Annotated in this window: 12 protein-coding genes; 8 read left to right on the top strand and 4 right to left on the bottom strand. The window is 63.2% G+C overall.

The features are described from left to right. Positions 1-10 precede the first annotated feature (10 nt). The 6 genes from G566_RS0100995 to virB11 are packed head-to-tail and all read left to right on the top strand — an operon-like array spanning position 11 to position 7,292. A complete protein-coding gene (locus G566_RS0100995; RefSeq protein WP_022678817.1) occupies positions 11-2,401 on the top strand; it encodes a VirB4 family type IV secretion/conjugal transfer ATPase in 2,391 nt (796 codons plus the stop codon). Beyond that, positions 2,398-3,657, top strand: a complete 1,260-nt coding sequence (locus tag G566_RS0100990) for a TrbL/VirB6 family protein (protein ID WP_156874380.1) — start codon at positions 2,398-2,400, stop codon at positions 3,655-3,657. The genes G566_RS0100995 and G566_RS0100990 overlap by 4 nt, the downstream gene beginning before the upstream one ends. Then, positions 3,654-4,403 carry a VirB8 family type IV secretion system protein gene (locus G566_RS13090; RefSeq protein ID WP_169522730.1) on the top strand — a complete coding sequence of 250 codons (750 nt, stop codon included), beginning with the start codon at positions 3,654-3,656 and terminating at the stop codon, positions 4,401-4,403. Before G566_RS0100990 ends, G566_RS13090 begins: the two co-directional genes overlap by 4 nt. After that, positions 4,400-5,197, top strand: a complete 798-nt coding sequence (gene virB9, locus G566_RS13085) for a P-type conjugative transfer protein VirB9 (protein WP_022678814.1) — start codon at positions 4,400-4,402, stop codon at positions 5,195-5,197. The genes G566_RS13090 and virB9 overlap by 4 nt, the downstream gene beginning before the upstream one ends. 11 nt (positions 5,198-5,208) lie before the next feature. Beyond that, on the top strand, positions 5,209-6,282 hold the full coding sequence (gene virB10, locus G566_RS13080) for a type IV secretion system protein VirB10 (RefSeq protein ID WP_022678813.1): 1,074 nt from the start codon (positions 5,209-5,211) through the stop codon (positions 6,280-6,282). Next, complete coding sequence (gene virB11, locus G566_RS0100970) at positions 6,279-7,292, top strand: P-type DNA transfer ATPase VirB11 (RefSeq protein WP_022678812.1); 1,014 nt, start codon at positions 6,279-6,281, stop codon at positions 7,290-7,292. The genes virB10 and virB11 overlap by 4 nt, the downstream gene beginning before the upstream one ends. Positions 7,293-7,316: 24 nt before the next feature. On the opposite strand, the gene G566_RS0100965 is transcribed toward virB11, so the two are convergent. Both G566_RS0100965 and G566_RS0100960 read right to left on the bottom strand, forming a co-directional pair. Next, on the bottom strand, positions 7,317-8,684 hold the full coding sequence (locus G566_RS0100965) for a DUF1501 domain-containing protein (protein WP_243442384.1): 1,368 nt from the start codon (positions 8,682-8,684) through the stop codon (positions 7,317-7,319). Between the two features lie 23 nt (positions 8,685-8,707). Then, complete coding sequence (locus G566_RS0100960; protein ID WP_022678810.1) at positions 8,708-10,414, bottom strand: DUF1800 domain-containing protein; 1,707 nt, start codon at positions 10,412-10,414, stop codon at positions 8,708-8,710. A 940-nt stretch (positions 10,415-11,354) separates the two neighbouring features. Between G566_RS0100960 and G566_RS0100955 the strand changes: the two genes are divergently transcribed. Continuing rightward, a complete protein-coding gene (locus G566_RS0100955) occupies positions 11,355-11,789 on the top strand; it encodes a hypothetical protein (RefSeq protein ID WP_022678809.1) in 435 nt (144 codons plus the stop codon). Positions 11,790-11,885: 96 nt separating this feature from the next. On the opposite strand, the gene G566_RS14960 is transcribed toward G566_RS0100955, so the two are convergent. Next, the gene (locus G566_RS14960; RefSeq protein ID WP_084706712.1) at positions 11,886-12,110 is read right to left on the bottom strand and encodes a hypothetical protein; all 225 of its coding nucleotides are present in this window, start codon (positions 12,108-12,110) and stop codon (positions 11,886-11,888) included. A gap of 171 nt (positions 12,111-12,281) precedes the next feature. Here G566_RS14960 and G566_RS14955 point away from each other — a divergent pair, with 171 nt between their 5' ends. Continuing rightward, positions 12,282-12,527 carry a murein L,D-transpeptidase catalytic domain-containing protein gene (locus G566_RS14955; protein WP_084706711.1) on the top strand — a complete coding sequence of 82 codons (246 nt, stop codon included), beginning with the start codon at positions 12,282-12,284 and terminating at the stop codon, positions 12,525-12,527. 72 nt (positions 12,528-12,599) lie between these two features. Here the strand turns inward: G566_RS14955 and katG are convergent, their stop codons facing one another. Next, positions 12,600-14,810: a catalase/peroxidase HPI gene (katG, locus tag G566_RS0100945; protein ID WP_022678807.1), complete on the bottom strand. Its 2,211-nt coding sequence runs from the start codon at positions 14,808-14,810 to the stop codon at positions 12,600-12,602. Positions 14,811-14,818: the final 8 nt, after the last annotated feature.

Here is a 14,818-nt window from a genome sequence, read left to right as displayed (position 1 = left end):
GGCACGGTCAATGATGGCGAGCGCCGCCCTGCACAGCCGAACCGCGGCAGGGTCGCGTTTGCCCTATGGCCATCATGTCGACGACATGACTATCGCAACGCGCGACGGCATGTTGTGCCAGTTCATCCACGTTGCCGGGTTGCCATTTGAAACCGCCGACACCGAAGATCTGAATTATCGCCACGCCATCCGCGAGTCCTTGCTGCGTGGCCTCAATGATCCGCATCTGGCGCTCTATCACCATATTCTTCGGCGCCCGGTGACGGCGGCGTTGCAGGGTGAGTCGCCCAATGGCTTTTGTGCTGAAGTCGATGCGGCCTGGCGTGCACGCCTCGCCGGCAAGCAGATGTATGTCAACGATTTGTTCCTGACACTGGTTCGCCGGCCGCTTGGCGGCCGCTCCGGCCTGATTGATGCGGCCATTGCGCCATTCCGCCGTGGCGGCGGTGCCGACACGATCGGGGCCGGGCTTGGCGATCTCAACAATGCCAGCAACATCATCCTGCGCAGTCTGGCGGCCTATGGCGCCCGCCAGTTGACGGCCTATCAGACCGAGGCGGGCATCTGTTCGGAACCACTGGAGTTCCTGTCGTTTCTCTACAATGGCGAGCTGCGCCCGGTTCTGCTGCCGCGTGCCGATGTCGGGATGTATCTGCCGCAAAAGCGGGTCAGTTTTGGCGGTGACACGATCGATCTGAAGGGTGCCACCGAGGCCGACCGACGTTTTTCGGCGATGCTGTCGATCAAGGATTATCCGGCCGCCACCTCGCCTGGCCTGCTCGACAATCTGTTGCGGCTGCCGCATGAAATGGTTGTCAGCCAGAGCTTTGGCTTTGTCGATCGCACGCAGGCGGTGAACAGGATTGATCTGGTGCTGCGGCGCATGCGTGCCTCCGACGATGCCGCCGTATCGCTGCGCGGCCAGTTGGCCCAAGCCAAGGACAATGTCGCCGCCGGCCGGTCGGGCTTTGGTGAACACCATCTGACCGTGCAGGTGCGGGTGCCGCGGTTGGCGGATCTTGATCGCGCGGTCGCAGATGTGATGGCGGGCTTCACCGATCTGGGCCTGATCGCTGTGCGGGAGGATGTCGCCATGGAGCCCGCCTTCTGGGCGCAGTTTCCTAGCAATTTCAAGGACATCCCACGCCGTTCGCTGGTTTCGACCGGCAATTTCGCGGCGCTGGCATCGCTGCACAATTTTCCGGTCGGCAAAGCCTCGGGCAACCATTGGGGTGATTCGATCACCGTGCTCGAAACCACATCGGGTACACCCTACCATTTCAATTTCCATGCCGGCGACCTCGGCAATTTCACGATCATTGGCCCCAGCGGGTCGGGCAAGACGGTAGTGTTGACCTTTCTGCTGGCGCAAGCGAGCAAATTTGGGCCGCGCACCGTCTATTTCGACAAGGATCGCGGCGCCGAAATCTTCATCCGTGCGATCGGCGGCCAATATTCGGTGGTTCGGCCGGGGTTTCCTTCGGGATTCAATCCCTTGGCGCTGCCCGACACGCCGGGCAACCGCCGCTTCCTCACCGAATGGATCGAGCGCCTGTTGTTGCCGGCCGGCGGCGGACTGGACGTCGGCGACCGTGAAGTGGTGGCGCGCGCGGTCGATGCCAATTTCGAATCGGACCCCAGCTTTCGGCGGCTGCGCTATTTTCGCGAGCTGCTAGGTGGGGTCGATCGGCCGCGCGCCGGTGATCTGGCGCACCGGCTGGGCGCCTGGGTTGACGGCGGCGAGCGCGCCTGGCTGTTCGACAATGAACGCGATGCGCTCGATCTTGGCATCACGTCGATCGGCTTCGACATGACGATGTTGCTCGACGACCCGGTGCTGCGCACGCCGACCATGATGTATCTGTTCCACCGCGTCGAGGAACGGCTTGATGGCACGCCGACGATCATCATCGTCGATGAAGGCTGGAAGGCGCTTGACGACGAGGTGTTTGTCGCGCGGATCAGGGATTGGGAGAAAACCATCCGCAAGCGCGGTGGCATTGTCGGCTTTGCCACCCAGAACGCCCGCGACGCCCTCGACAGCCGGATCGGCCCGGCGATCATCGAACAGGCGGCGACGCAGATCTTCATGCCCAACCCCAAGGCGCAGGCGGCCGATTATCGCGAGGGTTTTGGCCTTTCGGCGCATGAATATGATCTGGTGCGCAGCCTGCCCGACACGTCGCATTGCTTTCTGGTCAAGCACGGCAACGACAGTGTCATCGCCCGGCTCGATCTGACCGGCCTCAACCGAATCCTGACCGTGCTGTCGGGGCGCGAAGCGAGCGTGCGCCGCCTCGATGCGTTGCGCAATGAACTGGGCGATGATCCGGCGGTGTGGCTGGAACCGCTGTTGGCGCAGGTGGCGGCGGCCGATCCAGCCGCGCGATCGCCCCGATGAGCGGCGCCTGCAGCCTTGCCAGCGGGCCGCCGAGCCTGGCGCGCGATCTTCTGGGCAGTGTGGACTGCTTTATCGCCGATAAGGTCGAAGCATCCTTTGCCGGCCTGATGGCGCCGGGCGGCAGCCTTGAAGCCGCGCTGACGATTAGCCTGACACTGTATGTCGCAATCTATGGCTATCGGCTGGCGCTCGGCCTTGCTTCGCTGTCGCTGGGCGAAATCGTGCCGCATTTCATTCGGATCGGGTTGGTGCTGTCACTGGCGACGAATTGGCCGGCCTATGATCGGCTGGTCTTCAAGCTGTTGTTCGATGGCCCCCAGCAGGTCGCTGCCCTGGTGATGCCGGGTGCCAGCGCCGGCACCGGCGATGCGGTGATTGTTGGCGAGCAACAGCTTTTCGATGCCATCACCGATTATGCCGGCGCTGCCTGGCAGCAGCGCGACCCGGCCGCGCCGGTCGCTGACGCCGCTGCCACGTTGCCGTCGCCGACGCCACCGCCCGCCGCCGGGGCGCCGCCACCAACAGCGCCGGCGCCGACTGCGATCGTTGGCTTTGTTCCGGGGGCGCCGCAATTTGTTGCGATGGTGCTGTGGCTCAGCGCCTTGCTGATGATGGCGAGCAGCGTCGGGCTGTTGTTGATTGTCCGCATCATCCTCGCCCTGCTGCTGGTGGTCGGCCCATTGTTCATCGCCTTCGGCCTGTTCGGCGCAACCCGCGGGCTGTCGGAAGGTTGGCTGCGCGCGGCGGTGAAGTTCGCATTGGTGCCGTTGATCGTGTTGCCGCTGACGGGCGTGCTGGTCACTGTGCTGACGCCCTTTGTCGCCAGCCTGCCCCCAGGGCCGATCACGGCGTTTCGTGATACGCCGGCGTTGGCGATCCTGATGATCGTTGTGGTCTTTGCCGTCGTGCTTTCGCAGGCGTTGGCCCTTGCCGGCATTATCGCAGCCGGTCTGCGCTTGCCCAGGGGTGCGCAGGCGCCATTGCGCACAACGGCCGAAACGGCGCTGACGGTGCCGCGCATGTCTGCGCCTGAACAGAGCCGCACCGAGACCATTGTCAATCTTGTCCAGACTGCCCCGTTGGCCGGTGCCGCTGCGCAGCCCCGCGACCTGCTGGTGTCGCGCGCCGCCGAACCGGCAGCGCTGAGCGCGATTGACCCGGTGGCCGTTGCCGGACGGCTGGGCCAGGGCCGTCGCCGCATCACCCCGCGCGCTGGCTTTGCCAACGGCGGCCAGGGTATGGTGAAATGGACATGATGGAAAAGCTGCCCCCCCCTGCTGCCGTGATCCCGGCAGCCTATCGCGCCGAGGCGGCAAGTTGGGCGCAGGACGTCAATGCCGGCCTGCGCGCATCGCGTGCCCGCGCCTGGTGGGTCGCTTGTGTCGCGCTTGGCCTCGCCGTCGTCCAAGGGCTGGCATTGATCCTTCTGCTGCCGCTGAAGACCGTGGTTCCCTACACGATTACCGTCGATCGCCAGACCGGTCATGCCGAATTGGCGCGCGGCGTCGTTCTCGGGCCGCTGAGCGAGAACGAGGCGCTCACCCAGTCGGCGCTGGCGCAATATGTCATCGCCCGTGAAACGCTCGACGCCGCCGATCTTGCTGCCAGTTACCGCAAGGTCGGCCTGTGGTCGACGGGACAGGCGCGTCGCGATTATCTGCGCGCCTTTGACCGCGCCAACCCGCAATCAGTGCTCAATTCCGCCAACGCCGAAACGCTGATCACGACGATGATCAAGTCGATCGCCTTGATCGACAAGAACAATGCGCTGGTGCGCTTTTCGACCGACCGCCGCGATGGCGATGGTCCGGTGACGCGGCGCGATTGGGCGACGGTGGTGCGCTTTGGATTTTCCGGGGCGCCGCTTGCGGCCGAAGACCGCTTGCTCAACCCGCTCGGCTTTCAGGTGTCGCACTATCGGCGCGATGCGGAATCAATGCCGCAGGCGGTGCCGACCGGGGATGCCGCGCCGTCATCCGCAACGCCAGAGGCAAGCCAATGACTGTTATCAAACCCCTTTTGGTGACGCTGCTGGTGGCGATTGGCAGTGCTGCCAGCGCAGCGCAGACCCCTGTCGCCAGCCCGGTCGATCCGCGCATCCGCACCGTCGTCTACAACCCGCGCGAGGTGGTCACCATCACGGGCCAGCCGGGATATCAGATGGTCATCGCATTCGGGCCTGGTGAGCGCATCGAAAATGTCTCGATCGGCGATTCGCAGGCGTGGCAGGCGACGCCGAACCGCAAGGCCGATTTGCTGTTTCTGAAACCGATCGATTCGATCGCCAGCACCAATATGACCGTTGTCACCAACGCGCGGCGCTACAATTTCGAACTGATCGTCCAGTCGGCCAGCATGCGCCGCAACCAGACCTTCGATATCCGCTTCATCTATCCCAACGAGGAACTGGCCGCAGGACAAACGGCCGCCGGGGAGCCGCTGGTCAGCGACGCGTTGCCACCGGAAAGCTGGAATTTCGCCTATAGCTATACCGGCGACAAATCGAACCTACCGTCGCGCGTTTTCGATGATGGCCGCTTCACCTATTTCCAATGGCCGGCCGGCATCGACACCCCGGCTGTGTTCGCGGTTGGCGCCGACGGCAAGGAAAGCCTGGTCAATCATATCGTCAAAGGGCGCTATTTCGTGGTCGAACAGCTGGCTGGCCAGTTCGTGCTGCGCAGCGGCCCGCAGGTGACCAAGGTGTTCAACGATGCGTTGCGCGCCATTGAGCCCGGCGCTGCTGCCCCCCGCCCGCGCGAGGCGCGGTCGCGCAAGCGCGGCCTGTTCGGTTGACCGGGCGCCCCATGGCCAATCCCAGCCCTGACGACGCCCTCGCAGCCGTCCGCGCCGCGTCGCTGCCGGCGGTGTCACGCCCGCCCAACCGCTGGCTGCTGCCGCTCGGGTTCGTCGGCGTGCTGGCGCTGGGTGCCGCCACGTTTGCCGGCTTGCAGGCGGGCAAGCCGGTTGACGTTGCGGCCACAGTGCCGACGGCACCGGCAGCCGTGCCATCGACGATCGATTTGCCGCCGCCACCGGTCCTGACACCAGTTGCGCCCCCGCCAACCGTGGCCGAGCCTGAACCGCCGCCTGTGGTGGCAGCTCCGGCCCCGGTCGAAACCGCGCCGCCGCTGCCTGAACGCCGATCGACAACGCCGGCCCTGATTGTCGATACCAGCGTCAGCGATCGCCCGGCGCTCACCGCCGACGCGGCCAAGGCTGCGGCCGGTACAGCCGATAAGCTGACCGCCAATGAGGTCTTCGCCGACCGCGTGGCGCGCAGCCCAACCGAAAGCGTCGGCACGGATCAACTCGCATCGACCACCATGGTCATTCCGCAGGGTACGATCATCGCCGCCGTGCTGGAAACCGCGATCAATTCGGATTTGCCGGGGCTGGTCCGCGCCGTTGTCAGCCGCGATGTGGCCGGCTTTGATGGCAACAAGGTCCTCATTCCGCGCGGCAGTCGCCTGATCGGCCAATATTCGAGCGGCGTTGCGCTTGGCCAGTCCCGCGCCTTTGTCATCTGGACGCGCGTGCTGCGCAGCGACGGCGTGTCCGTCCAGCTGGTGTCGGCGGCGACGGACCCGCTCGGCTCCACCGGACTGGGCGGTAAGGTCGATACGCACTTCATGAAGCGTTTCGGCGCGGCGACGTTGCTTTCGGTGATCACCGGCGGCATCGATTATCTCGCCAATACGGCACGCAATGGATCACAGGTGCTGATCGGCAATGTCAGCCAGGCCAACCAATTGGCGAGCATCGCCCTGCAGCGTCAGATCGATATCGCCCCGACAATCAAGGTGATGCAGGGCACGCCGGTGCGGGTCTTTGTGGCGCGGGACCTGGATTTTTCCAAGGTACGCGAGAAGACGCCATGACCAACGTGGCCGACATCGGTGCCGACGGCGTTTATCTGCGATCCTTCCTGGCGCCGCTGGCACCATGGCTCGAGCGCGATGACGTCACGGAAATCCTGATCAACCGGCCGGACGAGATCTGGGTTGAAAGCAACGGCCGGCGGGGGATGGAACAGATCGCCGTGGCGGGCCTTGGCGAGATCGTGCTGGCGCGGCTGGTGGCGCAGGTGGCGCGCGCGAACAACCAGGGTGTCAACCGCGCCCAGCCGCTGCTGTCTGGCCTGTTGCCAGGGGGCGCGCGCATCCAGATCATTGCACCGCCGGCCACCCGGCAACATTTGGCGATTGCCATTCGCAAGCACGTCCAGGTCGACATCGATCTTGCGGATTATGCCGCGGCCGGCGCCTTTGCCAATGTGAGGACCCGCGACAGTGGCGATGCGGCGCGCCGTGATGCCGAATTGCGCCAACTGCTGGACGCCGGCAACATCCTCGGATTCCTCGAACATTGTGTGGCCACGCGCAAGAACATCCTTGTCGCTGGCGGCACGTCGAGCGGCAAGACGACCTTTCTGAACGCGCTTTTGAAGCGGATTCCGACGGATGAGCGCATCATCGTCATCGAGGATACGCCAGAGGTTGCGCTGGGTCGGCCCAATGCGCTCGGTCTTGTCGCGGTGCGGGGCGAAACCGGTGAAGCCATGGTGACGACCGAAGACCTGTTGCAGGCCTCGCTGCGGATGCGACCTGACCGTTTGCTGCTTGGCGAAATGCGCGGCAAGGAGGCGTTCAGCTTCCTGCGGGCGATCAACACCGGCCACCCAGGTTCGATTTCGACGATCCATGCCGACAGCCCTCGGGGGGCCATCGAGCAAGTGGCGCTGCTGGCGCTGCAGGCGCGTGTCAATCTGGGACGTGAAGAGATCATCGCCTATGCCCACAGCGTGATCGATGTTGTCATTCAGGTCGAACGGGGCGCTTCGGGTCAGCGTGGCATCGCCGAAATCGCGCTGGTCAAGGATATGCGGTAACCGGTTCCCGCAACCCGTTGCAGATCAAATGAAGCCGAGGTTGCGCGATGCCGCCGGATAATTGCCGATGAACGGCAGCACGTTCGCCATATCGGCAGCGCTGACGCCGAACCAGCTCGCCAGTGTTGCCGCATATTGATCGACGCTGATCGCCGGCAACAGCCGCCCCTGGCCGACATCATCCGGGCCATTGTCGGCGAGGACCGGCGGTCTGCCGTAAAAGTTGCGGCCGTTGACCGCGCCACCGACGACAAAATGCATCGAGCCCCAGCCATGATCGGAGCCACTCGAATTGCTCAGAAGGGTGCGGCCGAAGTCTGATGCCGTGAATGCTGTAACGCGGTTGGCGACGCCAAGTTCGACGGTGGTATCATAGAAAGCGCGCATTGCATCGGCCACCCTGCCAAGCAAAACGGGCTGCGTTGCCGCGAGCCCCGCGTGGAGATCGAAGCCACCGAGCGAGACGAAGAACACCTGCCGCTTGGCGCCGAGCTCCTGTGATACCGAAATCAGCCGGGCAACGACTCTCATTTGGTCGGCAAGCGTGTTGCCGGTTGGATACGGCGTGGCAATCGTCGGCGCGCCGGCCAGTGCGGTGGAGACCTGGTTGTAGGCGGTCAGCGCCCGGCTGCTCGTGCGCGCCAGTTCATTGCCGAACAGATTGGCCTGAGTGGCGCCGACGATCGCTTGCAACGCCGTCGCACCGGCCGCCGATCCGAACAGCGTTCTGGCATTGCCATTCAGGGCAACCGGCCCTGTCGAGGTCACGGCATATTGGCTGGCCGTCCTGCCGGTCAGAAAGACAGCGTTACCCGCGGCGTTGATCGCTGTCACCACCGGGTTGCTGTTCTGAGCCAGAAACAGATCGGCCATGCGTCCACCCCAGCCCGATCTGGCGCCTTCGGCTGTCGACGCCTGCCAAAAGGATTGCTGATCGTTGTGGCTGAACAATTTTGGCGGCAACGGTACGCTTCTGGCGAGATACTGCGCCTTGGTTGTCGGCTGGATCAGCGTTCCGACATTGAGGATCGCCGCCATCTTGCCGGCATTGAACACCGGCAGCAAGGGCGCCAGCGATGGCGCCAGCGCATATTGGATGCCGCCGGCAAGCGGCGTCGCCGGGTTCAGTGCCGTCGCGGCAAGATCAGTGCGCGCCAGGGCAATGTTGCTGCGCAACCCGCTGTAGGTCGCATGACTTGCCGGATCATAGGGCACCAGCGTGTTGGCATAATCATTGCCACCAAACAGGAATATGCAGACCAGCGCCTTGTAGTCCGTCGCGGTTGCAGCCGCAGCCGCGCCGATATCCCCAAGCGTGCCGATGAATGGCGCCGCCGCCGCAGCGGCTCCCAGTGCGGCGCTGTCCTTCAGGAATGTCCGACGCGATGGCATGGTTGGCAGCATGGATCGGGCCCTCATTTCTGCACAAGATATTCAGGCGACGCGAGGGTGAGCAGCAACGCCATAAAGACCCGGTTGTTGAGGCCTGTCGGCGTATCGGCCGCAATCCCGTCCACAACGGCCTGGATCTGGGCGATGGTGGCGGCACTCAATTGGCCAGCGGCAAGGACCAGGTTGATGTCTTCGATCAGGCTTGCCGAAACCGGTGCCTTGGCGATCAGATCAGTGTAATTCGCCCTGATATCGCCGATCCCGGTGGAAACCACTGTCTGCATGTAATTGACATAGCCGATCACCGACGTCTCGTTGGCGAGCTGCAATTCCGGCGCAACAAGGTTCGCGTTCGCAATCGCGCTGTTGGGCGGCGTGTAACCGGGCCGGAAGAATCCAAACACGCTGGGCGATCGACCGGGGCTCTGCGCCAGTCGGGTCACGGCGCTGGTATCGCCGAACGCCCAGGCATTGCTTGGCGAGGTGGCGCCATACGCGCGTGCCCAGCCGGTCAGCCGCAACACCGGATCTCGAACCTTGCCAAACGATGTCGAAGCGCCTGCAACGTCGTTGCGCGCCTCGCTGTCGGTCAGGATCGCCCGGATGATCGCCCTCATATCGCCGCGAACGCCGCTGCCATTGTTGACAAAGGCGGCGGCAACGCGGCCGACATAGGCTGGCGACGGATTGCTCGTCACCAGGCGTTGAATGAGCTGCTTCGATACGAAGGGCGCGATATTGGCGTGGGCAAACAGCGTATCGAGCGCCATGTTCTTGCTGTCTGGGCCATTGGTGTTGGCCGGGATCGACCTGCCAAGAAAGGTCTTCACCCCGGTTTCATGCTGGCCGGCCGTATTGACCATCGGCCGGCGATAGCGATCGGGCGTGCTGTTGTCGGTTGAATCGAGGTTCCAACCGGTCCAGACCCGCGCCATGCCGCTGACATCGTCCGGTGTATAGGTCTCGATCGGTGCGCCGGCATTGAGCCTTGGGCTGCCATCGGCATTGAGCTCCTGCAGTCCGATGGTAAACAATTGCATCAGTTCGCGCGCGTAATTCTCATCCGGCAGGGCGCCCGTTGTCGCGTTGGCCCTGCGGTTGCCGAGAAAGGTCAAATACGAACCCATTGCGGCACTGGTGCTGATCTGATCGAGCAGGGTGCGGTAATTGCCAAAGGCATTGTCCATGAGGACATCGACATAGGCAGCCATCGAGAATTGCCGAAAATTGCCGGGCAGACCGCTGATGCCGACCACCAGAAAATCAAGCAACGCCATCCCGACGCGCTGCCGAAGCTGGTCGGGTGCGGTGATCAGCTGGCTCCATGTCGCAGGGTCGAAACCGAATTCATTGTTGACGTTGCCAGCGACGTTGAAGCCATTGGCGACAAGCCAGTCCCAGCGTGTCTGGGAGCGCGGTTGGTTGAACTGTTCGGTAATCCAGTCGTCGAAGCCGAGTGTTCGCACCCGCGCGATCGAATCGGCTGTTGCACCCATCGACGCCTGCGCCAGAAACCGCGATGCCGACAGAGCAGTGGTGCGGAGCACAGGCGCAGCTGTTGCTGGCGGGGCGGATGACGTCGAGCCGCCGGATGATGAGCCGCCGCACGCATCGAGCGCCAAGGCTGCGACCGTGATACCCGCCAATGCCCCAACAGGCAGGCCCTGAACACGCGTCTGTTCGGCCGCGCTCTGCGCTTCCTCAGGCTGAACAAGCTTGATGTTGGTCATTGCCCCCCCCTTTGACGACCCGGCCATCCTACAGGAGAAGCCTGACAGCAAATAGCCGGTTTCTACGCAATCTGGCCCGTCTTCAATCGGGATTGTCAGGCCAGTGTGGCACGGCCCAGCTGGGGATTCGAGCTTGCCAAAGCAGCCGGAAATCCGGCACTTCAACCCGGAACGCCGTCTCATCATTCGACAGATCTACAAAACCCAATGCGCCTCAGCCCTTGCAGAGTGGCGCGCAGTCATGAGTTGGACGCAGGGCGGATTGCAGCACGCTGCGGCTACCGGAGACGATTCGCAGTTGGACTGACAGCGCCGCCATATATTCAATGTTTTCAAATCCTTAAAAGAATGGCGTGGGTAGTACCCACCCTTCTACCCATCTTTGAAACCGGCCTAGGGCGCATGTGGAGCGGCAAGAACACGCACCCCCACCCCCTCCAAGATTGCTGCTCATCCAGACCTCACCCCGGCCCCCCCCTTTCCAAGATACGGGACCCGCGCTTCCTTCGTACATATTGATCTGCTCGTTGGATGGTGATGTTTCAGGCGCAACGGTGATGATAGTGCCTCGATCAGTTCCCGACAGGCTCACCCCGCCTGACCCGCTCCATATACTACCTCCCCGGCGCCGGCGGCCGACTTGAGGCTGGGCTGGGTCAGGCTTTGCTGGGTCGCGGGTATAAGGTCATCGGGCGCTTGCAACAGGACTGATCGCAGCCGGTGTCAGCCTGAGTATTGCTTCCAAGTCATTGATAACGAAACAGATAAATATTTAAATGCTTTTGGATAATGGTTGTGCGCGTAGTGGCTGAGAGCCATAATTTGATTCAAGTGGTTGCGGCACACAATTCAATTCACCTGGCTGCTGCAGCTGTTTGTCTGATTGCATGGTTCGTTTATGCTGCCCGATGTTTGTACAGCTTGGATTGGGGAATATTAGATGATCAAGTCAATGACCGTGGCCGCTTCGGCCGCGCTAATGTTTGCCATGCCGGCAATGGCTCAGGAATGGCCGCTCAAGGGCGGTAATTACTGGGAGACATCCCAGATCATGGTCAAGGATGGTGGCGACCTGAAATATGCCAAGCACATTGCGGATGTATGGGTGCGCCAGATGGAACTGCTCAAGGCCAGCGGCGACATCAAGGGCTATCACATCCTGCGGAACATGTATCCGCGCGCCGGTGAGGCCACCTATGTGCTGATCACCGTGTATGATCGCCTGCTGCGGCCGGAAGAGCAGGACAAGCGCAACGCCGCCAACCGTGCCGCGATGAACGCCACCATCGCCAAGATGATGGAGGAAAGTGGTTCGCGCACCGAATATCGCACCCTTGGCAGCAAGGGGCTATATCTGGAAATGATGAAGCGCTGATCCGGCCGTGGTCGGAGAAAATGGCCGGGGTGATCTTCACTCCGGCCGCTTTTCAAGATTGCTTACGCCGCAACGACAGCGCCCACCCCGGCCTCATCAGGGTTTGATACCGGTGATCTTGGTGAAGGCGTTAGGCTGTGCGAAGCCCACATCGGCCCGCAGATAGGCGGGGAAGCCAATCTGAAGGTTGCCGGCCAGCCGAATACGGGGGCCCTCTGCACACCATACAGGTCCATCGCCGTCCCAAACACGCGTAGGGATGCAAGTGAACTCTTCGCCGGCAGGAACAACTGTAATTGCAAGCAGCAAAGCGCCGATCATTCGCGGGCTACTCCATCACGGTCATGACGTGCTCCCTTCAATTGCGACCGTTTGCCGGCAGGGCAAGTTAGAAACTGAGGGGCTGACTTGTTCACCCCAGTCCATGAACGTAGGCGTCTTCCTCCAGCGAGTTGAGAACGGCCTTCCAACACCCAACACCGCCGCCGCCTCATCCGGAGCCATTCGTCAAGCCAGCATGGCCGTTCGCGCCGGCTGATCGGGCTGGAACCGGAAAACAGCACAGCGGAAAGCCGCGCCATCGTGATCCACGGTGCCTGGTATTGCGAGCCGCAGGTGCTGAAGCAGACCGGCAAGCTTGGCCGAAGCGAAGGCTGTTTTGCCTTCAGCCAAAGCGACGTCGAACTGGTGCTCGAACGGCTCGGCCCCGGCCACCTGCTCTATTCGGGCCGCGCCTGAACAAAGAAAAAGCGGCGCTTCTCGGGGGAGAAGCGCCGCTCCGATCCAACCCTTGCAGGGCCGGCTCTAGCCTTACTTGCCGGCGCGATCGCGGTTCATCACCTTGGTCCACGCCTTGGCAAAATCGCTGACCATCTGCTTGTGGCCATCGGCAGCGCCATAGACTTCGGCCACCGCACGCAGTTCCGAATGGCTGCCGAACAGCAGATCCACCGGGCTTGCCGTCCACTTCTTGGCGCCCGTGGTGCGGTCAACACCGTCGTACAGGCCTTCGGTGGCGGACTTCTGCCACTTGGTTTCCATGCCGAGCAGGCCGACGAACCAATCATTGGTCAGCACGCCCGGCTTGGCGGTGAACACGCCCACCTTGCTGGCGCCGGCGTTGGCATCCAGCACGCGCAGACCGCCCACCAGCACCGTCATTTCCGGCACGGTCACGCCCAACAGGTTGGCACGATCGATCAGGCCCTGCGTCGGGTTGTAGAAGCTGTCCGCCGTCCAGTAATTGCGGAAACCATCGGCCTTGGGCTCCAGCGCGGCAAAGCTGGCCACGTCGGTCTGCGCCTGTGACGCATCGGTGCGGCCCGGCGTGAAGTTCAGCGTGATCGCAACGCCAGCATCAGCCGCGGCCTTTTCCACCGCCGCATTGCCGGCCAGCACGATCAGATCGGCCATGCTGATCTTGCGGGCACCGACCTTGTTGAAATCGGCCTGCACCTTGCTCAGAACCGGCAGCACCTTGGCCAGTTCGGCCGGGTTGTTGATCGCCCAATCCTTCTGCGGGGCGAGCCGCAGCCGGCCGCCGTTCACACCACCACGGCCATCGGTGCCGCGATAGGAGGCCGCCGCCGCCCAGGCGGTGCGGACGAGTTCCGGCACGGTCAGGCCGCTGGCCAGAACGTTCGCCTTCAGCGTCGCCACGTCGGCATCGTTCACCAGCGGGTGATCAACCGCCGGCACCGGATCCTGCCAGCTCAGCACTTCCTTGGGCGCATCCGGGCCGATGTAACGGGCGCGCGGGCCCATGTCGCGGTGGGTCAGCTTGAACCAGGCGCGGGCAAAGGCATCTTCGAACGCCTTGGGGTTCTTCAACCAGTTCTGCGTGATCTTCTTGTAGGAAGGATCGGTGCGCAGCGCCAAGTCCGTCGTGAACATGATCGGCGCGTGGAACACGCCGTCACGGTGGGCATCGGGCACGAACTTCTGGTCCTTGGCGTCCTTGGGTTCCCACTGGATGGCGCCGGCCGGGCTCTTGGTCTGCACCCATTCGAAACGATACAGGTTTTCCAGATACTGCATCGTCCACTGGGTCGGTGCCGAGGTCCACGCGCCTTCCAGGCCGGACGTGATGGTATCGGCGCCCTTGCCGGTGCCCATCTTGTTTTCCCAGCCAAAGCCCTGCTTTTCAAGGGCTTCAGCGGCCGGTTCCTTGCCCACGTTGGTGGCGCTGCCGGCACCGTGCGCCTTGCCGAACGTGTGGCCACCGGCGATCAGCGCGGCGGTTTCCTCGTCGTTCATCGCCATGCGGCCAAAGGTTTCGCGGATGTCGTTGGCGGCCAGCTGCGGATCAGGCACGCCGTTGGGGCCTTCCGGGTTCACATAGATCAGACCCATCTGCACGGCGCCCAGCGGACCCGCCAGCTTGCGGCCAGCGCTGTAACGCTTGTCGTCCAGCATCTTGTTTTCCGGGCCCCAATAAACCTTGTCGGCCTCCCAATCATCGGTGCGGCCACCGGCAAAACCGAACGGCTTGAAGCCCATGGTTTCAAGGCTCACGTTGCCGGCCAGCACCATCAGATCGGCCCAGCTCAGCGCGCGGCCATATTTGGCCTTCACCGGCCACAGCAGGCGGCGGGCCTTGTCGAGGTTGCCGTTGTCCGGCCACGAGTTCAGCGGTTCAAAGCGCTGCTGGCCACCACCGGCGCCGCCGCGGCCATCGGCGATGCGATAGGTGCCGGCGCTGTGCCAGGCCATGCGGATGAAGAACGGGCCGTAATTGCCATAGTCAGCCGGCCACCAGGGTTGGGTGGTGGTCAGCACCTTGGCGATATCGGCCTTCACCGCCTTCAGATCGAGCTTGGAAAATTGGGCCGCATAATCGAAATCCGGGCCGTAGGGATTGGATTGCGGCGCCTGCCCACGCAGCGGGGAGAGATCGACGAGCTCCGGCCACCAGAATTGCGGCGTGGTGTTGCCGCTCATGCTGGATTCCATGGCAGTGGCGCTGCCGGCGCTCAGGCCGGCAATGGCCAGTGCGACGATCGATGCGAATGAACGTGACATCGGCGTGT

The organism is Sandarakinorhabdus limnophila DSM 17366 (genome assembly GCF_000420765.1).
Taxonomy (GTDB): domain Bacteria; phylum Pseudomonadota; class Alphaproteobacteria; order Sphingomonadales; family Sphingomonadaceae; genus Sandarakinorhabdus; species Sandarakinorhabdus limnophila.
This window is presented reverse-complemented; position numbering and strand designations above follow the sequence as displayed.